General features: G+C 33.1%; 15 protein-coding genes. 10 read left to right on the top strand and 5 right to left on the bottom strand.

Annotated features, from left to right (window positions below):
- Positions 1-84 precede the first annotated feature (84 nt).
- Together QWY99_RS07685 and QWY99_RS07680 are read left to right on the top strand one after the other, a co-directional pair.
- Positions 85-1,080: a metal-dependent hydrolase gene (locus tag QWY99_RS07685; protein WP_290263384.1), complete on the top strand. Its 996-nt coding sequence runs from the start codon at positions 85-87 to the stop codon at positions 1,078-1,080.
- A 1,830-nt stretch (positions 1,081-2,910) separates the two neighbouring features.
- A complete protein-coding gene (locus QWY99_RS07680) occupies positions 2,911-4,128 on the top strand; it encodes an erythromycin esterase family protein (protein WP_290263382.1) in 1,218 nt (405 codons plus the stop codon).
- Between the two features lie 94 nt (positions 4,129-4,222).
- On the opposite strand, the gene QWY99_RS07675 is transcribed toward QWY99_RS07680, so the two are convergent.
- The 5 genes from QWY99_RS07675 to QWY99_RS07655 form a co-directional block, all read right to left on the bottom strand.
- Positions 4,223-5,680, bottom strand: a complete 1,458-nt coding sequence (locus tag QWY99_RS07675) for a glycosyltransferase family 2 protein (RefSeq protein WP_290263381.1) — start codon at positions 5,678-5,680, stop codon at positions 4,223-4,225.
- 713 nt (positions 5,681-6,393) lie between these two features.
- Positions 6,394-7,317 carry a bestrophin family protein gene (locus QWY99_RS07670; RefSeq protein WP_290263378.1) on the bottom strand — a complete coding sequence of 308 codons (924 nt, stop codon included), beginning with the start codon at positions 7,315-7,317 and terminating at the stop codon, positions 6,394-6,396.
- A gap of 67 nt (positions 7,318-7,384) precedes the next feature.
- Positions 7,385-8,107: a hypothetical protein gene (locus tag QWY99_RS07665; protein WP_290263377.1), complete on the bottom strand. Its 723-nt coding sequence runs from the start codon at positions 8,105-8,107 to the stop codon at positions 7,385-7,387.
- A gap of 80 nt (positions 8,108-8,187) precedes the next feature.
- Positions 8,188-9,396, bottom strand: coding sequence for a HAMP domain-containing sensor histidine kinase (locus QWY99_RS07660; RefSeq protein WP_290263375.1), 1,209 nt, complete (start codon positions 9,394-9,396; stop codon positions 8,188-8,190).
- A gap of 182 nt (positions 9,397-9,578) precedes the next feature.
- Positions 9,579-10,253, bottom strand: coding sequence for a response regulator transcription factor (locus QWY99_RS07655; protein WP_290263373.1), 675 nt, complete (start codon positions 10,251-10,253; stop codon positions 9,579-9,581).
- Positions 10,254-10,900: 647 nt separating this feature from the next.
- On the opposite strand from QWY99_RS07655, the gene QWY99_RS07650 reads away from it, so the two are divergent.
- The 8 genes from QWY99_RS07650 (at position 10,901) to QWY99_RS07615 (ending at position 24,962) form a co-directional block, all read left to right on the top strand.
- Positions 10,901-12,133, top strand: a complete 1,233-nt coding sequence (locus QWY99_RS07650; RefSeq protein ID WP_290263370.1) for an ROK family transcriptional regulator — start codon at positions 10,901-10,903, stop codon at positions 12,131-12,133.
- Between the two features lie 525 nt (positions 12,134-12,658).
- Positions 12,659-16,096 (top strand): SusC/RagA family TonB-linked outer membrane protein, encoded by a 3,438-nt coding sequence (locus tag QWY99_RS07645; protein WP_290263368.1) that lies wholly within the window; start codon positions 12,659-12,661, stop codon positions 16,094-16,096.
- A gap of 17 nt (positions 16,097-16,113) precedes the next feature.
- Complete coding sequence (locus QWY99_RS07640; protein WP_290263366.1) at positions 16,114-17,577, top strand: RagB/SusD family nutrient uptake outer membrane protein; 1,464 nt, start codon at positions 16,114-16,116, stop codon at positions 17,575-17,577.
- 92 nt (positions 17,578-17,669) lie between these two features.
- Positions 17,670-18,590, top strand: a complete 921-nt coding sequence (locus QWY99_RS07635) for a dihydrodipicolinate synthase family protein (protein ID WP_290263363.1) — start codon at positions 17,670-17,672, stop codon at positions 18,588-18,590.
- Positions 18,591-18,617: 27 nt separating this feature from the next.
- Complete coding sequence (locus tag QWY99_RS07630) at positions 18,618-19,790, top strand: Kelch repeat-containing protein (protein ID WP_290263361.1); 1,173 nt, start codon at positions 18,618-18,620, stop codon at positions 19,788-19,790.
- Between the two features lie 354 nt (positions 19,791-20,144).
- On the top strand, positions 20,145-21,377 hold the full coding sequence (locus tag QWY99_RS07625) for an MFS transporter (protein WP_290263359.1): 1,233 nt from the start codon (positions 20,145-20,147) through the stop codon (positions 21,375-21,377).
- Positions 21,378-21,508: 131 nt separating this feature from the next.
- Positions 21,509-23,614 (top strand): GDSL-type esterase/lipase family protein, encoded by a 2,106-nt coding sequence (locus QWY99_RS07620; protein WP_290263357.1) that lies wholly within the window; start codon positions 21,509-21,511, stop codon positions 23,612-23,614.
- 160 nt (positions 23,615-23,774) lie between these two features.
- Positions 23,775-24,962 carry an AGE family epimerase/isomerase gene (locus tag QWY99_RS07615; protein ID WP_290263355.1) on the top strand — a complete coding sequence of 396 codons (1,188 nt, stop codon included), beginning with the start codon at positions 23,775-23,777 and terminating at the stop codon, positions 24,960-24,962.
- The last annotated feature ends 71 nt before the right edge of the window (positions 24,963-25,033 follow it).

Here is a 25,033-nt window from a genome sequence, read left to right as displayed (position 1 = left end):
TTAAAACCTAAGAATAAAAAACTATTTTAGAGGCGACAGAATAAGGCTTCTTTCTGTTTAAATTTGCAACTCAATACTTACCTCATGGATTCTTTTACTCAGATTGTGCTAGGAATTGCAACTGCCGAATTATGCGCAGGCGAAAAGCTACATCGAAAAACTATTTTATATGGTGCTGTTTTAGGAACCATCCCTGATCTTGATGTTGTTTTTGGACAATTTTTAAATCCTGTTAACGGTGTAGCAATACATAGAGGACTGAGTCATTCCCTGCTGTTTTTCGGATTACTTTCACCTATTTTAGGCTGGGCTATTGCCAAAATAGAACGGGGAAAAATTAATTTTCGCACTGCTTCTTTGATGGTGTTTTGGTGTTTGTTTACCCATGTTCTTTTAGATATGTTTACTTCTTGGGGAACACAAATCTTTTGGCCTTTTCCTGACCGAATTGCCTTGAAAACTATTTTTGTAATTGATCCTTTGTATACGCTTCCACTGCTTGTCTATTTGATTTTAGCATGGCGAAAACCTACTTTTTTGCAACGAAAAAAATATGTTTTGCGTGGTATATACATCAGTTCGCTGTATCTTTTGCTAACATGTGGCTTAAAATTGTATGCGTTGCAACAATTCAAAAATGCATTACAAGAACAACATATAACTTATAATGATCTCATTGTAAAACCTACTGCCTTCAATTGTATTTTATGGAATGCCAATGTGGCTACTAAAGATGCCTATTTATTAGGTGATTATTCTCTTTTTGATAGTCAGCCAATTACTTTTGAGCGCTATGAAAAAAACAATAGTTTATCACAACAACTCGCTGGTAATCCCGATTTTGAAACCTTAAAAAAAGTAAGTGAAGGTTGGTATATCATAACTAAAAAAGATAATGAATATCACTTTAATGATTTGCGATTTGGACTGCTTACCAAGGATCCAAAACAACCACAATTTGCTTTTAGTTATGTTTTTAAAGAAGAAAACGGAAAACTAAGAGCACAAGAGGTTCCTAAAGAAAAACGCGATGGAAAAGCCTTAATGAAAGGAATATTAAATAGAATTAAAGGGAATTAGAATTTACTGTTTTTCTATCTTGATATATCGATTTTCAAACAAAGCCGCGAAGTCGTACAGGAAATTGTATATAAACGTTACAGCTTGGCGTCTCCGCGAATTGGCGAGAGATTTATTTCGCACAGTATTAAAGGTGCTTTTTTAAATTATTACAAGAACTCAATGGCAATCCTGAATTAGAGACATTGAATTTACTATTTTCAACCTTTATACCAATTCTCACGCAAAGGCGCGAAGTCGTACAGGAAATTGTATATAAACGTTACTGCTTGGCGTCTCCGCGAATTGGCGAGAGATTTATTCCGCACAGTATTAAAGGTGCTTTTTTAAATTATTACAAGAACTCAATGGTAATCCTGACTTAGAGACATTGAATTTATTATTTTCAACCTTCATACCAATTCTCACGCAAAGGCGCGAAGTCGCAGAGGAATTTGTATATAAACGTTACAGCTTGGCGTCTTTACAACTTTGCGAGAGATTTATTCCGCACAGTATTAAAGGTGCTTTTTTAAATTATTACAAGAACTCAATGGTAATCCTGACTTAGAGACATTGAATTTACTATTTTCAACCTTTATACCAATTCTCACGCAAAGGCGCGAAGTCGTACAGGAAATTGTATATAAACGTTACTGCTTGGCGTCTCCGCGAATTGGCGAGAGATTTATTCCACACAACATTAAAGGTACTATTTTAAATTATTGTAAGAACTCAATGGCAATCCTGACTTAGAGACATTGAATTTACTATTTTCAACCTTTATACCAATTCTCACGCAAAGGCGCGAAGTCGCAGAGGAATTTGTATATAAACCTTACTGCTTGGCGTCTTTACAACTTTGCGAGAGATTTATTCCGCACAGTATTCAAGGTGCTTTTTTAAATTATTACAAGAACTCAATGGCAATCCTGACTTAGAGACATTGAATTTACTATTTTCAACCTTTATACCAATTCTCACGCAAAGGCGCGAAGTCGCAGAGGAATTTGTATATAAACCTTACTGCTTGGCGTCTTTACAACTTTGCGAGAGATTTATTCCGCACAGTATTCAAGGTGCTTTTTTAAATTATTACAAGAACTCAATGGTAATCCTAACTTAGAGACATTGAATTTATTATTTTCAACCTTTATACCAATTCTCACGCAAAGGCGCGAAGTCGCAGAGGAATTTGTATATAAACCTTACAGCTTGGCGTCTTTACAACTTTGCGAGAGATTTATTCCGCACAGTATTAAAGGTGCTTTTTTAAATTATTACAAGAACTCAATGGTAATCCTGACTTAGAGACATTGAATTTACTATTTTCAACCTTTATACCAATTCTCACGCAAAGGCGCGAAGTCGCAGAGGAATTTGTATATAAACCTTACAGCTTGGCGTCTTTACAACTTTGCGAGAGATTTATTCCGCACAGTATTAAAGGTGCTTTTTTAAATTATTACAAGAACTCAATGGTAATCCTGACTTAGAGACATTGAATTTACTATTTTCAACCTTTATACCAATTCTCACGCAAAGGCGCGAAGTCGCAGAGGAATTTGTATATAAACGTTACAGCTTGGCGTCTTTACAACTTTGCGAGAGATTTATTCCGCACAGTATTCAAGGTGCTTTTTTAAATTATTACAAGAACTCAATGGTAATCCTGACTTAGAGACATTGAATTTACTATTTTCAACCTTTATACCAATTCCCACGCAAAGTCACGAAGGCGCTGAGGAATTTGTATATAGACGTTACAGCTTGGCGACTTTGCTTTACATACTTATTATGAAGCACTTAATATAATTATTATTTGTATTTTAGTAGTCCAAAAACCAGTATATGACCAAAAACTTCCTTTTCTCCGCTTTGTTCAGTTGCTTTTTTACCGTTTGTACTTTTGCGCAAGGGCAATCCTTGAACTGGATAAATTCTCATGCAGTATCAATTACTAACAATGAGGATGACAATAAAATCTTCTATTCTCAATTAACGAATCAGCTTAAGGATAATAAAATTTGTGGGTTAGGAGAAGCTTCTCATGGCACTCATGAATTCTATACTGAAAAGAATCGCATTATTAAATACCTGGTTACAAATGCTCAATATAAGACGATTGGTTTCGAGTTTGGATATTCAGCAATGGCTCCAATTAATGCTTATTTATTGACTGGAAAAGGCGATTTAAAACAACTCATGAAGCCACTCCGCTTATTTAATACAAGCGAAATATATGATTTATTCGAATGGGTAAAAACATATAATGCCTCTAAAACCTTGAAAGATAAAGTTACTCTTTTTGGCTTTGACACTAATTATATTAAATCGGATGTTGATGCTTCTGCCAACTTTTGTAGTGCTTACTTACTGAAAAATGCTTCTCATTATACTAATGGACAAGCTGCAATACCTGTTTTAAAAAAGATTGCTACTCCTGATTTTCCTATATATGAATTATCTGATGCCGAAACAGCAATTATCTCTCATTTAAATACTGAAATAAAACTAAAAGGTGCTTCTACAAGTAAAGAGCATAACGAGTTTAAAAGATACATATCACTTCTGTACCAAAGCACGCTAGTTTCAAATCCTTTGGCTAGAGATCAGTTTATGGCTGAGAATCTAACCGACTTTCAACAAGAGAATAAAAACAAAACGATTATTTGGGGACATAATATTCATTTTGCTAAAGATACCAATATGCCTAAAGCGGAAGGAATGGGTTATCATCTAAAACAAAAATATGGCAATGAATATTACGCAATTGGTTTTGATACTTATAAAGGAAATGTTACTGTTTTAGAAGGGAATAATTACGTACAACGCACCTTTGAAGCATTGCCAAAATCGTATTCGGCTTTGTTTGCTGAAGCCAAGTATCCTAATTTCTTTATTTCATTCAACACTACCGAAGAAAGTCCATTTTATAATGCCAATGGTAACATAACCAATATATACTCTAACTGGACCAATACAATAGCGTTACCTATGAAGCCCGGTATTGATTTTGATGCCTTAATTTTTATTAGAGAAACAACTGCTTCGATTATATTGAAATAAATAGAACAGGTTAAACTTGTTTTTATCTAACAAAAAAATGCTCGAATATACAACTGATGTACATTCGAGCATTTTTATTTTATTTGTTATTTATTTACTTCCCTTGAGCCAAACCACGTGTTAGCCAACCACTTTTATTGGCAGTAAGCAACGCATAAGGTGTTATCCAAAATAATCCAAAAGTAAAAAGAATACTATATGAATACGCCCAAAACGCTTCTGACACACTATGTCTTTTAGCATAAAATAAAGCAGAGAAACTTGATACAATCATGATGCTTAAAAGTGTAGAACCAAAAAATAATATTGGATGTACTGCTATAAAATAAAACATGAACAAGACAAATGGTAATGCCATTACAATTTTTATTGATTGATCTAAAAACAATAATCTTGTACCAATTTTAGATCCTTTTCTAAAGTCTTTGAAAACATATTTTGCCATCATTAGATTCTCACGTACATTACTTCTACCCCATCTGATAAACATTTTATACAATCCTGTATACTCTTCAGGTACATTGGTTAATACATATGAGTTTCTTTGAAACAATACTTGACGTCCCTGTTTTAAAATCATATTCGTCATTGCACGGTCTTCACCAATATCAGAAGGTTGTCCCATAAAAGTTTGATTAATCCATTCTGGAAGACACTCATATACAGCGTCACTACGGTAAGCAGCCAAAGCTCCTGGAGTACATAATACCGAACCTAAAACGCTCTCTGCAGAACGAGCAAATTCAAAACTCATTACAAAACTTACATTAAGCATTTTTGGAAGTATCGCTTTTTTGTTATTTAAAACTAGAACGTTTCCTGCTACTGCTCCACAATTTTTATTGGTAATAAATGGACTAACTAAGTTTCTCATTGTGTCTTTTTTCACAACTGAATCACTATCTACAGTTACAAAAATTTCTCCCGTTCCTAATTCAAATCCACGGTAAAGTGCATGACGTTTCCCTTGGTTTTTAGGTTGCTGATAAATTGACAATCTATCTCCTAATTTTATTTTTGCTTGTTGCATCCAGTACCAAGTATCATCTTTACTTCCGTCATCAATAGCAAGGATTTGCATTTTTTGTTCTGGAAAATCACTTTCTGCTAAACTTATTAAAGTATCTAAAACTAGTTTCCCTTCGTTGTAAGCAGGAACAATTACTGTACAGGTAGGCAATAACTCATCGCTAACTGACTCAATAGGTTTGTATTGAAAATAAAGGAATAAATTATATAGAAAAACTCCTGCCTTAAATACAAAAAAGACTGTCGCAATTACCAAAAACGGATATCCCCATGTTGAGTTTATTCGGTCAATATGAAATTGATCAAAGTCGGCTTGGTATTTATAAACAAGAAAAGCTCCCGTAAGCATTAATATAAAACTGCTTATTAGTACAATAAATCCTAATGGTGTTGAGTTTATCTTTAATGCCTTTTTTATTGATTTACTATTAACTCCAAAAAAAGGAATTGAAGAAGAATGTTCATTTGTGCTTGTAGCGCTGTTTGCAGCGTATAATTGCTTTGAAATTGTTTCAGTTTTCATGCTTGTATTCTTGTATTACTATCGTTTTCTGTTCTACGGCTCTTATTAAAATGTTCATTCTTTTATTTTTTTTTTGACGTTATTTTTGAAATAAAACAATCAAATTACATTGTGTAAAAGAAGGAACAAATCATACTTAGCAAGCCTTGTGCCATTTCCATTTTTAATAGAAAATGAGCCAATTACGATAGTAATTGCACATTTTTAGTGTATACCTGTTACCCAAATTGGGTAAAAATTACACACATTGTATCTTTTGTAAAAGAATTGGATAGTGTCTAAAACACTCGCAAAGGTGTCTTTCTGATGAAGAAATACAAGACTGAGCAGAAGTTTTTTTGGCTAAAGCCTTTTTTCACTTCTCTTTTGTAAACCTCCAGCTAAAGCAGGAGGCAATTAAACAAAAACATTGTGTTAGCATGTTGTGGAGATTCTTTTTATCACAAACCATTCACAAACTTGTCTTTCTGACGAAGGAAGACCCAAGCGATAGCGAATAGACGAAGTAATCACCGCGAGTAGCTCGACAATCTAACAACAAATAAAACTATAACTGACAAGGTGTTACTAATATCTCTTCAATTCTTGTAGCGAGTTTAAAACTATTTTTCACTTATTAGAAAGTGATTTTTCATCAGACAAAAAAAAGTTCATACAATTATTGAATAATCATATGAACTGAGTTCTGTTTTGAAACTAAAATCTTTGTTACTTTACAAAATAAAATAGGCATTGCTTTCTTTTCTTTTTATCTCAATTTTTTCATCTACCCCCTTTTTAAATGCAAATTCATTTCGATATTCATTTATCATTTGAGTTAGATTTTTTTCGATAGTATTCGAAATTGCAGTAACAGGTGTATCTGTTGGTCTATTTTCGAAAGGATCCTGCAAATGAATTGCCATTTTTTCGATAAGGAAAAAAGCAGTACTTATAGTTATTGTCAATGGGACAGCGTACCAACTCAATAAATTATTTAATCCAAAAGGCAATAAGAATACAAACAAACACAGTGTAAAGCGGATATACATACTATATGTCGTTGGAAAAATTGTGTTTTTAATACGCTCACATTTTCCCATAGCATCACACAATCGTGTCAATGTTTTATCAATTTCTACTTCCTGAAAAAAATTCATTTTCCCGTCTTTACTTGCATTGCTAAGATCCTTAGCATGTAACATTAAAATAGCATTCGGAATGTGTTGATGATTTTGAATAAAACGCAATTCCTCTTCAGTCAAGAAATGCTTTACCGATTTTATAGCATCTTTATTTCTTAAAGACTGTCCCAAACTATAACACCAAGCAATTTGTCTATTGGCAAACTTTTCTTTAAAATCATTTGCCTCAACAGAGAAATCTGGGTCTTTGTAAAATGTAATTACTTGTCGCACCAAAGTTCTGGATTCGTTTACAATAGCTCCCCATATAATTCGAGCTTCCCACCATCTGTCGTATGCCTGATTGGATTTAAAGGCTAATAATAATGATATAATTGTACCGATAATGGTAGGAACTGCAATAGGAATATCTACAGAAATATTAATAAAATAATGATGAAAAATTTCAAAGAATACTGCGTAAGTAGTGACCAGGATAAGTTCAACTTTTATTTTTCCAAGAACATACTTCATTGGAATTTTCTTTTTTAATAGCATGTGTTTACAGGAATTAAATTAAACTTGTTTTCAAAAGAATTAATTATGCTAACTCTTCATAAAGTGATAAAACTGGGAGTCCAAATAAGTCGTTAATAGTCTCATTTTTAGTTTTATTGAATTTAATTCTCTCCGGCTTTCGAGTTTGAACTAATAAATCGATATTATTTCTAGCTATCTCTTTCATTAATTGAGGAGCAAACTCTTCGTAATTATCATCAAAATTTTTAGTCTGACTAACAATTTCAAATGAAAAATTATTGCTAATAAATTCCTGAACGTCTTTTACGTGAAGATTTTGTTGTTCATTTTCAATGTACAATGCTTTATAAAAACCATCTTTACAAGGTTCTGAACCCAAATGCAATATTGGACATTTTTGATTTCCTGCCAATTGCATTAGATAATGATGTATTTTTTTGGTTTCTTGTTTATAAGAATGCGGAACGACAAGTAACTTTATAGAGAAAGTCGTAATGATTCCCTTAAAAATTGGTGAAGTTATTCCATACTGATTATGGATTTTAATTTTACAATTGCCCGAAGCTGCAATAATTTGTCTGCATACATCTAAAACATCTTCTTGAGTTTTAGTTAAACTAACTCTCATAGTTCTTAAAAAACTTGATGCTGAATAGGTCTCTGGAATTTCTGAAAGAATCATTAAGATAATTTCACTTTTGCTTTCTCTTGCTTGATAAATAGCCAATCTTACGGCATCAATTGTATCTTCTTTTAAAGTGGTCGGAATTAGAAAATTTTTCATAAGTATAATTTTTGTTTGATTTATACTTACAAAATAACTGGTCCAACATTATAACTTCCCTAAGATAAAATTAGAACTTCCTAAGAATTAACATTAGAATTTTTAATGTTGCATTTTTTAAAGATAATAGTAACCATTGTGCCCTTATTTTGTTCAGACTGAACTTGCAACTCTCCTCCATGCATACGGATGATTTTCATCGCCAATGGAAGCCCTAAGCCATAACCGATATATTTTGCAGCAATTTTACCTCTAAAAAAGGGTTCATATAAATGCGGAATATCTTCTGGTGGAATACCAATACCAATATCATTAATCGTAATTTTAATAGCCTCTTCATTTGCTGTGAGTGCAACAAAGACTTCATTATTATCTGAATATTTTACCCCATTTGTAATAATATTATTTATGGCTAGTTCTAGCAAAGGTCTATTACACGGTATTAATAGAAGATTGGAATCTTTAGGAGCAAAATTTAGCTTAATACTAACTCTGTTATCTGGAAAAATTTTATCTAAATCAGATTTTACAGTCAGTAACAGTTCATCAATTCGGGTAATGTCAAGAACCTGTTTTTTCCCGTCATAACCAGTTTGAGTAAGTTTTAATAAACTCTCCGTTAAGTTTCCTAATCGAGATGCTTGATTGTAGATATTCCCTAAAGATTGCATGTATTCTTGAGGCTCTCTCTCTTTAAGAAGCATAATCTCCGACTCTGCAATAATGGTCGTTATCGGAGTTTTTAATTCATGAGAAGCATTATTAATGAAGTTAGTTTGTATTTCAAATGATGTTTCAAGCCTGTCTAGCATATCATTGAATGTGGCTGTAAGATCTGAGATTTCATCAGAGTTCTTAATATCTGGCAATCTATTATGAAGATTAGAAGCACTAATCCTTTTTACTTCTTTGGTAATTCTCGCCACAGGGTTAATAACACGTTTAGCCAAAAAACGGCCTAAGAAATAGGTTAAAATCACAAAACATATTCCCCCTAAAAGCATTATCTTCACAATATAAATCATCGTAGACTCCCCTTTCTTATCTCTAGCAGAAACGATTACAATATATCTTTGACCTTGTTCTTCAAAAAGTTGCCCTAGGTAATATTTATTACCTACTTCAAACCAACTTCTTCCCGTTTTAAAAATTTTGTTGTAAAACTTATTTGGCAGATTAAGATTAGTATTGTATTCAAAACTACTTGCACTATTAACTTTTAAAACAAATTCTTCCTCTTCAATCAACTCTTCAAGACCGTTTTTTTTAAGTTCACTGTAATATTTCATTTTTTCCAAATCCTTTTGAAAATGAATTGAAGCAATGATTTTAGCTCTGTCCTCTAAGCGTTTTAAAAAATAGTATTGGTTATTTGCCCGAAATAGGAAAAAAATAACAATACACAACAATAGAGCGCTAAACGTTGAAAGTGCAACATAAGTAAACGTGATTTTTTTTCTAATATTCATTATTATGATTTAATAGTGTAACCTAATCCTTTTATAGTATGAATTAGTTTACTATTGAAAGGTTTGTCTACTTTTTTTCTTAAATAGGTAATGTAAACATCTACGACATTGGTATTCATATCAAAATTAATATCCCAAACATTGTCCAGAATTTGTCCGCGAGATACAATAGTTCCGCTGTTTTTAGCGAGATAATATAATAGTTTAAATTCCTTTGCGGTCAAGACGAGTAGTTGTCCTTCCCTTTTTACTGTCTTAGCTCTACCATTAATCTCTAAATCACTTATTGTAATGGTATCTAGTTTATCTGTTTCTTGGCTTGCTCTCCTGAATAGTGCATTTACTCGCGCATCTAGTTCTCCAAATTTAAATGGCTTCACTAAATAATCATCGGCACCAGCATTTAGTCCAGTAATAATATTTTCGGAAGTTCCAAGGGCAGTTAAAAGCAATATTGGAACAAAATTTTTACTTGCTCGTAATCTCCTGCAAATTTCTATTCCGTTTATATCTGGTAGCATTATGTCTAAAACAACAACATCAAAATCATAATTATTTATCATTTCTAAGGCCGTTTTTCCATCAAGAGCAACACTCACATCGTTGTTGTTTTCGGCAAAGCCTTTTCGTAAAATGGATAAAAGATTCGGTTCGTCTTCTACTAAGAGTAATTTCATTTTAATAAATTGTGATGAAACAAAAATAGGAATTGAATTCAAAAAAAAAAGTTTCAAACTTACTTTAAACAGATTCCTGTTACAAATAAAATAGACAAAAACAAACCATTAACCACTACAAATCAAATAATTAAACAAAAACAAATAACTTATAAAAAGATAAAAATCAATTTGATTTGCCATTTAATTTCTGATTCATTTAGCAAGCAATTACGCACTAAATACTTTTTAAGAAGATATAATTAAGTATTTTATATCGTAAATTATGCTATTACAACCTAATAATTTAGACTAAATATGTTTAGTGTTTTTTATATTTATGACCTAAACCGCATACTATTTTTTAAAACGCATTTAATGAAATTTCTACTTTCTTCTTTTAACCAATAAATTCATTTTTTTAGATATTAATGTTCTTCCACAGCAACTGGTTCTAGAAAGAATTACGATATCAATACACCAATAGATAATATAATTTTAAAATCATACATGGGTTCTACTATTTACTAACCCAATACTATTAATGCTATTTATTTAAAATATACCTCCAAATAAAAAAATATTTTAATATTGAAATTCAAATTCTCTTCATTGTTTAAAAATTAGATTAAGTTTGTAATACATCTCTGAATATAAATAGCACTACGATGAATTTAAAAGACTTATTAGACATTAGCAAAGACAAAAGCCTTTCTGGACAAAAATGGCATATGCTAAGACAGGCAATTACAAAGCGATTACTATCTGAAGGTAATGCAACTATTGCTGAATTAAGTGCTGAATTACAATCGAGTGTTCCTACAGTGACCAAAGCTGTAAACGAATTATTAGTAGAAGGATATGTTGTCGATATGGGTAAAATTACCAATAGTGGCGGAAGACGACCTTCATTATACAGTATCAATCCTACTTGCGCCTACTTTTTAGGTGTAGAAGTTAGTATTTCGGGTATGTCAATTGGTTTGCAAAACATAAAAAACGAACTCGTTAGTATCGATCTAAGAACATCTTTTGTTTTAGAAAACACCCAACAATCATTAGTAAAGTTTTGCAATCTAATCAATTCATTTATAGAAGACAGTTCGGTAGAAAAAAAGATGATTGTAGGAGCATGTATTAACTTCTCTGGGCGTATTAACTCAATGGAAGGGTTTAGTTATAATTACTTTTTTAGCGAAAACAGACCTTTAACTGAAATCATTTCGGAACAGTTAGACTTGCCTGTTCATTTAGAGAATGACACACGAGCCATGACCTTTGGTGAATATTGCGAGGGAGTTGTAGATGATGAACAAAACATCATATTTGTAAATTATAGCTGGGGAGTTGCAATTGGTATTATTACCGAAGGTAAATTATACTATGGTAAATCAGGTTATTCAGGTGAATTTGGACATAGTACCATTTTTGATAATGATATAATGTGCCAATGTGGAAAACTAGGCTGTTTAGAAACTGAAATCTCAGGTTGGTCATTAATAAATCAATTTAAAGAAGCTATAAAAGATGGGAAACAATCGAAGGTAATTCTCGATGATATTGCTCCTGCCCTACAACACAACGCTATTATTACTGGTGCTGTAAACCTAGAAGATACTCTTTGTATCGATCTAATTACAAAGCAAAGCGAAAAAATGGGTCGTTACTTATCTATATTACTTAATATCTTTAATCCTGACTTATTAGTAATAGGTGGCGATTTTGCACAATTAGGCGACTATGCACTTTTACCAATTCAATCTGCATTAAAAAAATATTCTCTAGGTTTAGTTAACCGAGATATGAAGCTTAAAAAATCTAATTTAGGCCGTCGAGCTGGCGTAATTGGGGCATGTTGCGTAATTAAAGAAAAGATGTTATCTCCTTTAATTAACAATTAAATTTCACTTCTTCTTTTAATTATTAAAAAAATTTAATAATTACATATCTATTATTAAATATATTTATATATTTACACCATGATAATAAATTATGGGAAGATATTCTATGTAATAGATACAACAATCTTTATTTATACTTCTCATTTATAATCCTCTCTGATTAAACCAAAGAGAAGAATAGTTTATAAAATAATTTAACATCAAAAAAAGGATAACTCCTAAAATAGTATGCCAACTAAATCAAAATTTAGTTCGACATATATTATTATGGGAAAGATACTATCTTGAAAAAAAATAATCAAAAGTGTGTTCATCAAATTAAAGGAAGTTTGAAGAACAGTAACAATAAGAGACATAAATAAAAAGGAAACACCCTTTTAAAAAAGATTCATTTGTGATCTATAAAAAAAGCCAGCAGGTCGAGAAAACATTGCTGGCTGAGATTCTTAACAAAAAGAATTACGATTAGAAATCAAATAAATAAACCACGAAGGAAAATTATTACTAACTAACCATTACAAAAGTATGAATTTATTACCAAAAAGTAAGCCTAAAAATTTTAGACTTACATCTAAGTTCGTAGATGTTATGAAATTAACGTCTATTTTTCTGCTCGCCATAAATGCACAAGAGGCGTCGGCTACAGTATCTTCAAAAACTATTTCGGTATCAGAAAAAAATGTAACTACTAAATTAAATCCAATTCAAAAAAAGGTTTCAGGAACTGTAACCAATGAAAAAGGAGAAGCTTTGCCTGGTGTAAATATTGTTGTTAAAGGAACTAATATTAGCACACAAACCAATTTTGATGGTAGTTTCGTTTTTGAAGTACCAGACAATGCCACTACATTAATTGTATCTTATATTGGTCTTCAGGATCAAGAAGTAGCTATTAGTTCTTCATCACTTACTATTGTTCTTAAAGAAGTAGGTGAACAAATGAATGAGGTTATTGTGGTAGGATATGGTTCACAGAACAGAAGAACTTTAAGTACTGCCGTTTCTAAACTAGACAAAAAAGTTTTAGAAAATGTACCGTATTCAAACGTTACACAATCATTACAAGGAAATGTTACTGGTTTAGTTGTTCGTACTTCATCTGGACAACCTGGTAAGGCATCAAATATTTTAGTTCGTGGAGGTACATCAATCGATAATCCATCTGGAGCTACTCCTTTATATATAGTAGATGGAGTTATTCGTACTCAAATTGACGATATCAACTCTGCAGATATTGCTTCGCTTCAGGTACTAAAAGATGCGGCTGCAACATCAATCTACGGAGCAAGAGCTTCTAATGGGGTTATCATTATTACAACTACTACTGGTAAAGCCGGTAAATTTAAAATTACCTACAATGTATCTACCCAAAATAGCCAAATCGGTAAAAAATACGATTTCATGGATGGTGGTGAGTACATCAGATTACAACGTTTAGGTTTATACAATGCTGCAGAAATTGCTGGACTAAACACAACAACTGGTGTAGCTAGATTAGGTCAACTAACTGGTGCAACTCCTGCTGGAACTGGTAACAACCTACAAAATAATACTCCGTTTGCTACTTTATTAAAATCTAACTTAACGCCAGAAACAATTGGACAATTGCAAGCAAAAGGATGGCAAGAAATACAAGATCCTCTTAATGCTAGTAATACAATTATGTACAAAAGCACCAATTGGAACGATGTATTATTCCAAAATGCAATTACTCAAAATCACAACCTTGGTTTTAGTGGTGGTGGAGACACTGGAGTATTTGACTTAAGCTTAGGGTATTTAAAAGGCGACGGTATTACTATATTTACTGGATACCAAAGATTTACAAGTAAATTAAATGCCTCTTTAAAAGTAGCAGATAATTTCACAATTAATGGTCGCGTTTTATATGCTAAATCTAGTAACAATCAAGTTGTGGCTAATAGCGTTGTTTTCAACAGATATTTAGGAAATGCTCCTACTACAAAATTATACTTAGAAGATGGAACTCTTGCTCCTGGGCAAAATAACATCAACGGAAATCCATTGTATCAAATGGGGAAAGTAAAAGGAATAAACGAAAACAATAAATTACAAATGAGTGTTGATGGTGATTTAAAAATCACGAAAGATTTAACTTTCACACCATCTATGTCGCTTTACAGTGAGAACGAAAACGATAATACATTTCAACAAGCCTTCTTAAGTGGTAATAATGGTTTAGTAGATAATACTCGTACAGCTACTAGATTAAGTAATCAAATATCACAATTTCAATACGAAGGGGTTTTGTCTTATAATAAATCATTAGAAACTATTGGGGATTTTGATGCTAAATTAGGAGTTTCAAAATACGATAGATCAATAAAATCTTTTAATGCATCTGGAAAAGGAAGCCCATCAGATTTAGCGCAAACTTTAGACTCTTCTCCTATTCCGGTTTCTGTTTTTAGTAACAACACAAAACTGGTTTTAAATAGTGTTTTTGGTCGTGTAAATTATGATTACAAAAGCAGGTATTTTGCAACAGCATCTTTCCGTTATGATGGTTCATCAAGTTTAGGACCTGATAATAAATATGGTTTCTTTCCTGGAATCTCTGCAGGATGGAATATTCAAGAAGAACAATTCTGGGGTAAAGTTGCACCAAAATTTGTTTCTTCACTTAAACTTCGTGGAAGTTATGGTGTGAATGGTAACTTAGGTACACTAGGCGATTTTCAAGCAGGAGGATTATACTCCGGTACTACAAACGGACTTCCTAATAGCTACAACGGACAATCGGCAATTGTGAATTCACAAATTGCTAATCCAGGATTAAAATGGGAACAATCACAAACTGTAAATGGTGGTTTTGATTTAGGATTGAATGAAGATAGAATTAGAGTTATTGGAGATTTCTACAACAAACTAACATCTGATTTATTAACGAACTTGACTCTTCCTTCTAATAGTGGTTTCTCTACTGTATTAACTAATCTTGGAGGATTAAGAAGTAAAGGTTTCGAATTAGAAGTTATTGCAAATGTTTACAACAGAAATGATTTAAAAATTAATGTTGGAGCAAACGTATCACACAATAAAAACGTTATTGAAAAATTGCCTTTCAACGGAAATACAAACAATAGAATTGGTGGAACTGAAATTTGGGATGCTGCTAGTGGTACTTACAAATTTGTTGGAGGATTACAAGAAGGACAAAAAATTGGAGATTTCTATGCTCACAAACAATTATATATCCTTTCTACTCAAGCGGAAGCTGATGCATACAATGCGAAAGTTCATGATACTTATGTAACTAAAACAGCAGGTGGAAACAACCCTACTGGTAAGAAATTTGCTGGAGATGCTGTATTTGAAGATACTGATAACAATGGTGTTATTGATAGTAGAGACAGAAAGTACATGGGTAATATGTTCCCTAAATTTGTGGGTGGATTTAACTTCGACGCAAGTTACAAAGGATTCTCAATTGCAGTAAGAACAGATTATTCATTAGGAGCTACAATTTACAACGAAGCAAGAGCACGTTTCTTAGGACAATTTCAAGGTAACTACGGATTATTAGCAGAAAGCGGTCAGTCTTGGCAAAAAGAAGGTGACATTACAGATGTACCTCGCTACCGTTGGGCAGATCAAACTAATCAAAATAACTTATTCCGTTCTGAAGCGGGAGGAGCTGCTTACAATACTAACATGTTTCAAGGAAATAGCCGTTACTACGAAAGTGGAGATTACCTATGCTTAAGAGAAATTACAGTTAGTTACAACCTTCCGAAAACACTTGTTGAAAAAGCGAGATTAACATCAGTACGTGTTTACTTAACAGGAAGCAACTTATACTACTTTACTAAATATAGCGGTTTAAGCCCAGAAGTACAAGGTATCGATGGAGGTTCTAGTTTAGGACTTAATGCGGCTGGCTCTACAGGTACTTATCCAGTTCCTAGAAATATTATACTTGGTTTAAATATCGCTTTGTAAATTTTAATACTAAAATCATGAAAAAGAAAATTCTTTTATACACAATACTTTTTTCTAGTCTTTCTCTATTTAACTCATGTCAAGATGATTTAGACTTAAAATCTGAAAGTGTTATCACCTCAGACAATTTCTGGAAAACAGAAGACGATGCCAAAGCTGGTGTAAACGGTATGTACGTTAATTTTAGAACGCAAACCCAACAAACGTATTATTTATTGGGTGGAGCCAGAAGTGCCGAAATAACTTCGGGTGTGCAATCGCCTTTAAATTTGGCTTTCTACTACAATAACACACTAACTCCTGCAACGATAGATGTAGACTGGGCAGGTTTATACACGGTAGTTCATCAGGCGAATTTGGTTCTTAAATATGTTCCTGGAATTCAATTTAGCCCATCAACAGTAAACGAGCAAAAAAGATATATTGCACAAGCGTACACGATGCGTGCAATGGCATATTTTATTATGGCTCGTTCTTGGGGAGGTGTGCCAATTGTTACTAAACCAACTGAAAATACAAATCAGTCAGAATACATCATTCCACGTAATACAATACAAGAAACATTTGCATTTATTAAATCTGATATCGAAGCAGCAATTGCAAATTTTCCAGATGCAACCAATAATAAAATACAACTTTCGCTTCCATCTGCATATGCGCTTAAAGCGGATGTGAATTTATGGACAGCTAAACAATTAAATGGTGGTGCAGCAGATTTAAATACTGCTTTAGCAGCAGTGAATGCAATACCAAACACTCTATCATTATTACCTAATTTTAAAGATGTTTTTGCTTACGACAAAAAAGGAAATGCAGAAGTATTATTTGCAGTTCGTTATTCTCTAGCAGATTTACCTTCAAATTTATCAGACAACTGGAATTCATTTATGTTTATCGGTCCAAGTGATTTTGCTCCTTTAACAGCTGCAACAGCAATAGCTACTTTTGGAACTTTAGGAACTGGTGCTGGAAATGCAGGTATCTCAAGAGTACAACCAGATATTACAAGATTTAACTTTGCTTCTAGTGATACTAGAAAAAATGCTACTTATTTAACTCTTTACAACGGAGCTACGCCAGTAGTAACAGGTTTGGTAAAATACAATGGAACTGTTGATGGTACACTTAGAAGATTTGTAAGCGATATTATCATATACCGTTGGGCAGACATTTTATTAATGAAAGCTGAAATTAAAAATGCTTTAGGTCAAGATCCAACAACAGAAATGAATCTTGTAATGCAAAGAGCTAATCCTTCAGCTTCATTTGCAAACGGTTCACAAACTGCAAATGATGATGCTATTTTAAATGAGCGTTTAAAAGAATTGGCTTTTGAAGGAAAAGCATGGTGGGATTTAGTTCGTTTTAATAAAACAAGCCTAGTACCATCGATGACAGCTAATAAAGAAGTTTTATTTCCTATATCTCAAAATACCATCAATTTCAATCCGAAAATTGTACAAAATCCACTTAGTAAATAAATTCTAAGAACTAAATTTTAAAAAATGACTGGGAATTTAACCGTTCCCAGTCTAATAAAACAAAAGACACCAATAATTAAAAAAATAATCTCATGAAAATCGAACACTTACAAGGTCTTATTTCAGCACCTTTTACCCCATTTAACAGCGATGGAAAATTAGACGTTAGCCTTATCCCAGCTTATTATACTTTTTTAAAGCAAAATAAAATTACTGGTGCATTTATCAATGGTTCAACAGGAGAAGGTGTTTCGATTACATTAGAAGAAAAAAAAGCAGTAGCACAAGCTTGGGCTGACTGTTCTAATCATGATGCCGATTTTAAAGTAATGGTTTTTCTTGGAGGTACTTGTTTAAGTGATTGTATCGATTTAGCTAAACATGCTTACGAAATAGGTTTGTACGCCGTTTCATTAACAGCTCCTTTTTATTTTAAACCTGCCAATGTTGATATGCTAGCAGAAGCTTGTATTGAAGTAGGTAAAAGTGTTCCAAATATGCCTTTTTACTACTATCATATTCCAGTATTAACTGGGGTTAATGTAGCGATGTTCGATTTAGTAAGAGCATTAGATGGTAAGCTTCCAAATTTTGCTGGTGTAAAATATACACATGAAGACTTTATGGATTTCCAAAGTTGTATGAGTTATGAAAATGGAAAATTCGACATGCTTTGGGGACGTGATGAAAACATGCTATCTGCATTAGTATTAGGTGCCAAAGGTGCTGTAGGAAGTACATTTAACTATGCTGCTCCTTTATACTACGATTTAATTGATGCGTTTAATACCAATGATTTGGTTAAAGCACGTGTTTTACAACAAAAATCTATCAATATGATTCGCTTATTAGGTAAATATGGTGGGATCTCAGTAGGTAAAGCATACATGAAATTAGTAGGTCATAATTTAGGCGAGTTTAGATTACCAGTTAAAAACATGTCAGCTGAACAATTTGAATTATTTAAAAAAGACGTTGACAGTTTGAACTTCAATGAATTTAAATCAAAATAATCCTAGTTAGTTTTTTAAACAAGCGCTATGTCTAAATCCATTTTTTCAATAATCCTTATCTCTTTTATTATGTCAACAACGGTTGCTTTTTCTCAAAAAACAAATATATCTCAAGTCGAATGGAAAAGAGCGGCGCAGTTGCTAAATGCAGATGGGAGTCTTTCGTTGGGGTTTGCAGGACCAATAAACGGTATTAGCAACGGTGCCCTACTTGTTAGTGGTGGCGCAAACTTTCAAGATAAGATGCCTTGGGAAGGTGGAAAAAAACATTATTCAAAAGAAATCCATGTATTACAGAAAACAGGAGATCAATACGCTTGGAATAAAAACGTACTAACAACATTACCTGAACCAATAGCTTATTCTGGAAATACTGCTACCAACTTAGGAGTAGTTTATGTGGGTGGTGAAAATGAAAATGGACTTTCGAATAAGGCATATATTTTAAATTGGAATGCCAATAAAAACGAAGTAGAAATTAAATCTTTACCTAATTATCCAATAGCAGTTACCAATATTGCCCTTACCCACATCGATAATGTAGTTTATGCAATAGGTGGTGATGAAGCAAAACAATCTTCAGATTTAGTTTTCAGTATTGATTTAAACAAAGCTAACCCTGAATGGAAAGCATTGCCAAAATTACCAATACCTCTTGCAAACTCTGTTGCAGTTGTACAAAATGACAAAAACGGAAAGAATATATATATAGTAGGCGGAAGAACAAAAACACCATCTGGTATAAGTGATTTACACAATACCACTTTTGCATTTAACTTAAAAAAACAAATCTGGGAAAATCGCGCCAATATATCTGATGGAGAAAACACAACCAACTTTTCGGCTGGTGCTGGAGTAGCAATAGGAAATGAATCTATTTTAATCGTTGGTGGAGATAACGGAAAAACTTTCCATAAAATAGAAACGTACTTATCGCAAATTGCTAAAAGCGATTCAGATGAAGAAAAAGCAAGACTTATCGCAGAAAAAAACAAATTAAATACAACACACAACGGTTTCTACAATGCCATCTTGTTGTACAACACGCATACTGATAAATGGTCAAAAATTGGTGAATTACCATTTCTTGCCCAAGTAACAACAACAGCAACAATCTGGGATGATAAAATTGTTTTATCCAATGGAGAAATAAAGCCTGGGGTACGTACACCAGATGTAATGTTGGGAACAGTGAAATAGCTTTGACTGAAAACAATTTAAAACATAGTGCTTTCCGTTTTATTTATAAGTAAAACACCTGATTAACCACCAGTGAAAAAATATAAATCTGTGTATCAAAAATAAACATGAATTATAAAAATAATACTAAGCTCTGGCTGAAAATAATTTAACACATAGAAACATAGTTCCAATAGCTATCAAAATAGAATTAATAATTAAAGTTTATTGAAGAATATATATATTCTCACATAGGGCTATGCGTTTTATTTATAAGTGAAACGCCTGATAGCCACTAGCAAAAACTATGTCTCTATGTGTTAAAAAAAAGACTAAAAAAACTAAAAGACTAAAGATTTTAAAGTATATCAAAATATGAAAAACTCTAAATATTATCCTTGGGTAATAGTAGCGTTGCTATGGATTGTAGCATTACTAAACTACATGGATAGGCAAATGCTGGCTACCATGAGACCATCGATGGAAGCTGATATTCCTGAACTTGTTTCGGGTGAAAATTTCGGACGCTTAATGGCTATATTCCTTTGGATTTATGCTTTAATGAGTCCAATATCAGGTATCATTGCTGACAAATTAAACCGTAAATGGTTAATTATAGGCAGTTTATTTGTTTGGTCAGCAGTAACCTACGCAATGGGCTATGCAACAACCTACAATCAGGTTTATTGGTTAAGAGCACTTATGGGAGTTAGCGAAGCCTTATATATACCTGCAGGTTTATCATTAATTGCCGATTATCATCAGCAAAAAACAAGATCATTAGCCATTGGTATTCACATGACGGGACTTTATGTAGGATCGGCATTAGGTGGTTTTGGCGCTACTATCGCTGCAAAATATTCTTGGCATTCTACCTTTCACCATTTTGGAATTATAGGAATCGTTTATTCTTTTATTTTGGTTTTTCTGTTAAGTGAGAAAAAAGTTTCGGAAGTAATAAAAACAAATAAAAAAACAGGAGAACAAACGCTATTTAAAGGCTTAGCATTATTGTTTACCAATATCTCCTTTTGGGTAATCTTATTTTATTTTGCCATAATTAGTTTACCAGGCTGGGCAACCAAAAACTGGTTACCTACCCTATTCTCTGATAACTTAGGAATTTCAATGGATCAAGCTGGCCCATTGGCAACAATTTCAATTTCGTTCTCCTCTTTATTAGGAGTTATTTTTGGAGGAATCTTATCTGACAAATGGGTACAAAAAAATATTAAAGGCAGGGTTTACACAAGTGCAATTGGTTTGAGTTTAACCATTCCGGCATTAATGCTAATTGGTTTTGGAGATTCACTCTTTCACGTAGTGGGAGCAGTATTATGTTTTGGTGTTGGTTACGGAATGTTTGATGCTAATAATATGCCAATCATTTGTCAGTTTGTTTCGTCCAAATATCGAGCAACAGCCTATGGAGTGCTAAACATGACCGGAGTTGGATGTGGCGCATTAGTAACTTCAATGTTAGGTAAATCTGCCGATACAGGAACTTTAGGTTTAGGTTTTGCATTAATGGCTGGAGTAGTTTTGGTAGCTTTAATAGTCCAAATAAGTTTTCTTCGTCCCAAAGTCAATGATTTTGTCGATGCATAGCAGTAGTTAGTTCACCCCACATTTTTAAATTTTATAAAATTAGTTGGCTTTTGTTTTTTATAAGCTAGGGCGGAGCCTTGCGTTCTGCCCAGCCTATATTATGCCTTATTTTTAAAAATAGCTGAGAAAAAATGAATACAAAAAAACGATATCTATTTTTTTACATATTCCTTATTTCAATGATTTCAACCTTTGAAATCATTGCCCAACAAGCAATTGTAAAAATTGCGTGTATTGGCGATTCGGTAACTGCAGGATATCTTTTAGCCAATCCTACCACACAATCTTATCCCTCACAACTACAAGTTTTGATGGGTAAAAAATATGAAGTCAAAAACTTTGGACACAGTGGAGCAACTCTATTAAAGAAAGGAAGCACTCCTTATTTTAAAACGGCAGCATGTGCGGAGGCAATTTCGTATAGCCCAGATATTGCTATTATTCATTTAGGATTAAATGATACCGACCCGAGAAATTGGCCTAATTACAAAGAAGATTTCAACGCCGATTATTCTTGGTTATTAGATACTTTAAAAAAACAAAATCCAAAAGTAAAATTATATATCTGTCGCATGACACCGATATTTAATGAGCATCCCCGATTTAAATCAGGAACTAGAGATTGGTTTTGGCAAATTCAAGAACATATCGAAGAAATTGCTATTGCTAATAAGGTAAACCTGATTAACCTACACGAAAAACTATACAATCGTCCAGAACTTTTTCCAGACGCTTTACACCCAACTACAGAAGGTGCAACAATTCTAGCACAAACTGTTTATGAAAATATTACGCAAGATTATAGCGGATTAAAACTCGCTCCTGTTTTTACAGACAATATGGTTTTGCAACGCAACCAGCCAATAGTTATTTATGGCAATGCCAATGGTGGTGACAAAGTAGAAATAACTTTTAATAACCACACTGAAGTTGCTACTACAAATCAATATGGAAAATGGGAAACGGTATTCCCAGCAATGAAATCTGGTGGCACACATCAGATAAAGGTTGCATCTAACGGAAAAAAAATAACGCTAAATAATATTCTAATCGGTGATGTTTGGTTTTGCTCCGGACAATCTAACATGGCATTCCCATTAGAAAAATCTGAAAATGGAACTGCCGAAGTAAAAAAAGCAATCGATAATAAAACACTTCGTTTATTCAATTTTGAAGTCCTTCAAGAAACGGAAGACACACCTTGGGATTCAATTACATTAGCAAAGACCAATCAATTAAAATACTTTTCTGGAAAATGGGCAATCAGTGATTCTATAAGTGCCAAAAACTTTTCGGCAATAGCCTATTATTTTGGTCAGCAAATCATTCGCGAAGAAAATGTGCCAATAGGTTTAATACAAGTTGCTGTAGGTGGATCACCGATAGAATCTTGGATAGACAGATATACCTTAGAACATGATGATAAAGTAGTTGACTTATTAACCAACTGGCGCAAGTCAGATTTTATTATGCCTTGGGTTAGATCACGAGCTGATGTGAATTTAAAAAATGCCACAAACCCTAAACAACGTCATCCCTACTCTCCTAGTTATAATTATGAAGCGGGCGTAGCAAATTTCACAACATTTCCAATAAAAGGAATTCTTTGGTATCAAGGAGAAAGCAATGCGCACAATGTTGAATTATACCAACACTTAATGCCAACATTAGTACAAAGTTGGCGCAAAGCATGGGGAACTTCCCTTCCCTTTTATTACGTGCAGCTATCTAGTATCGACCGCCCTACGTGGCCTTCATTTAGAGAAATGCAGAACAAATTACAAAAGGAAATTCCAAATAGCAAAATGGCAATCAGTATGGATTACGGAGATTCCATCAATGTACATCCTATTAATAAAAAACAAATTGGTGAACGTTTGGCACTTTTAGCTTTACAATATACTTATGGAAAAAATATTAATGCTAATGGTCCATCTGCTTTAAAAGCAACTAAAAATTCAGATCACATTATAGTGGCTTTTTCGAATACCAAGCAATTATCTACTGCAGACAAAAAAGAATTAATTGGGTTTGAATTGGTAACCGACAAAGGAATTCGCATTGAAACTAAAGCAATAATCATAAAAGATCAGGTTCAAATTGAGATTCCCAAAAACGAAAAAATAAAAAAAATTCTATACGCATACAAACCATACACAAAAGCAAATTTGATTAATGAAGCTAATTTACCATGCTCCACTTTTCAACTCGAAATAGATTCTGATGTGAAGATCTGAGAGTAAAGAGCAAAGAGTAAAGAAGAAAGATGTGAGAGAAGAAAAAAGAGAAAAGAGAAAAGAGGAAAGAGGAAAGAGGAAAGATGTAAGAGGAAAGATTAAAAAAATAAAAAAATAACGCTTAGATAATACAAAACACTAAGCATAAAAAATATATAAAATGAGCTATTCAAAAAATGATCTGTTACACTTAAAAGATTTTTATCAAAATCAACTATTAAATGATACGATACCATTTTGGTTTCCTCATTCGATAGACACAAAATACGGAGGCTATTTATTAATGCGCGACCAAATGGGCGAATTAATCGATGATGATAAATCGGTTTGGTTTCAAGGTCGAGCGGCTTGGATGCTTGCTACACTTTACAATACGGTTGAACCTAAAAAAGAATGGTTGGATGGAGCAAAATCTGGTATCGATTTCTTAAACAAATATTGTTTCGATACTGATGGAAGAATGTTCTTTCATGTAACACGTGATGGAAAACCGATTCGTAAACGCCGTTATTATTTTTCGGAAACCTTTGCTGTAATTGCCATGAGTGCTTATGCAAAAGCAAGTAATGACGAAGCAGTAGCAGAAATGGCACGTAACCTATTCGGACAATGCATTAAATATGCTACTACGCCAGGTATATTAGAACCTAAATATACAGACGTTCGTCCATCAAAAGGAATTGGATCAGCGATGATTATGATAAACACGGCACAACAACTAAGAGAAACCATTGGTGATCCTCGCTGTGATGAATGGATTAGCAAATGGATAGCCGAAATTGAACGTGATTTTGTAAAAGATGATATCAAATGTGTCATGGAACAAGTAGCTCCTGATGGTTCTATAATAGACCATATCGACGGACGTACGCTGAATCCAGGACACGCCATAGAAGGTGCTTGGTTCATTTTACACGAAGCAAAATACAGAAACAACGATCCACATTTAATAGCGCTAGGTTGCAAAATGTTAGATTATATGTGGGAACGCGGATGGGATAAAGAACATGGTGGAATTATGTATTTCTGTGATGTATATGGTAAACCCGTTCAGGAATATTGGCAAGACATGAAGTTCTGGTGGCCTCATAATGAAGTAATCATAGCAACCTTGCTGGCTTATACTATGACTGGAGATGAAAAATACGCCAAATGGCATAAAATGATTCATGATTATTCTTATAGTAAATTCCTTGACAAACAAAACGGAGAGTGGTTTGGCTATTTACACAGAGACGGAAGTATTGCTCAAACTGCTAAAGGAAACTTATATAAAGGACCATTTCATTTGCCTCGCCAAGAATGGTATTGTACACAAATACTAACAGAATTTTTAGAAAAAAAATAATCTAAATTCAGTTTGATCAACTGGACACATCGTCAAGTTATTCGAGATTAAAACCTTATGCTTACTAACCA

The organism is Flavobacterium branchiarum (genome assembly GCF_030409845.1).
Classification (GTDB): domain Bacteria; phylum Bacteroidota; class Bacteroidia; order Flavobacteriales; family Flavobacteriaceae; genus Flavobacterium; species Flavobacterium branchiarum.
Note: the sequence above shows the minus strand (reverse complement) of the source record. Positions and strands in the feature narration are given on the sequence as shown.

Coding starts and splice junctions, on each gene's coding strand:
- QWY99_RS07685 (WP_290263384.1), top strand. CDS start 85: ATGGATTCTTTTACTCAGATTGTGCTAGGAATTGCAACTGCCGAATTA.
- QWY99_RS07680 (WP_290263382.1), top strand. CDS start 2,911: ATGACCAAAAACTTCCTTTTCTCCGCTTTGTTCAGTTGCTTTTTTACC.
- QWY99_RS07675 (WP_290263381.1), bottom strand. CDS start 5,680: ATGAAAACTGAAACAATTTCAAAGCAATTATACGCTGCAAACAGCGCT.
- QWY99_RS07670 (WP_290263378.1), bottom strand. CDS start 7,317: ATGAAGTATGTTCTTGGAAAAATAAAAGTTGAACTTATCCTGGTCACT.
- QWY99_RS07665 (WP_290263377.1), bottom strand. CDS start 8,107: ATGAAAAATTTTCTAATTCCGACCACTTTAAAAGAAGATACAATTGAT.
- QWY99_RS07660 (WP_290263375.1), bottom strand. CDS start 9,396: ATGAAATATTACAGTGAACTTAAAAAAAACGGTCTTGAAGAGTTGATT.
- QWY99_RS07655 (WP_290263373.1), bottom strand. CDS start 10,253: ATGAAATTACTCTTAGTAGAAGACGAACCGAATCTTTTATCCATTTTA.
- QWY99_RS07650 (WP_290263370.1), top strand. CDS start 10,901: ATGAATTTAAAAGACTTATTAGACATTAGCAAAGACAAAAGCCTTTCT.
- QWY99_RS07645 (WP_290263368.1), top strand. CDS start 12,659: ATGAATTTATTACCAAAAAGTAAGCCTAAAAATTTTAGACTTACATCT.
- QWY99_RS07640 (WP_290263366.1), top strand. CDS start 16,114: ATGAAAAAGAAAATTCTTTTATACACAATACTTTTTTCTAGTCTTTCT.
- QWY99_RS07635 (WP_290263363.1), top strand. CDS start 17,670: ATGAAAATCGAACACTTACAAGGTCTTATTTCAGCACCTTTTACCCCA.
- QWY99_RS07630 (WP_290263361.1), top strand. CDS start 18,618: ATGTCTAAATCCATTTTTTCAATAATCCTTATCTCTTTTATTATGTCA.
- QWY99_RS07625 (WP_290263359.1), top strand. CDS start 20,145: ATGAAAAACTCTAAATATTATCCTTGGGTAATAGTAGCGTTGCTATGG.
- QWY99_RS07620 (WP_290263357.1), top strand. CDS start 21,509: ATGAATACAAAAAAACGATATCTATTTTTTTACATATTCCTTATTTCA.
- QWY99_RS07615 (WP_290263355.1), top strand. CDS start 23,775: ATGAGCTATTCAAAAAATGATCTGTTACACTTAAAAGATTTTTATCAA.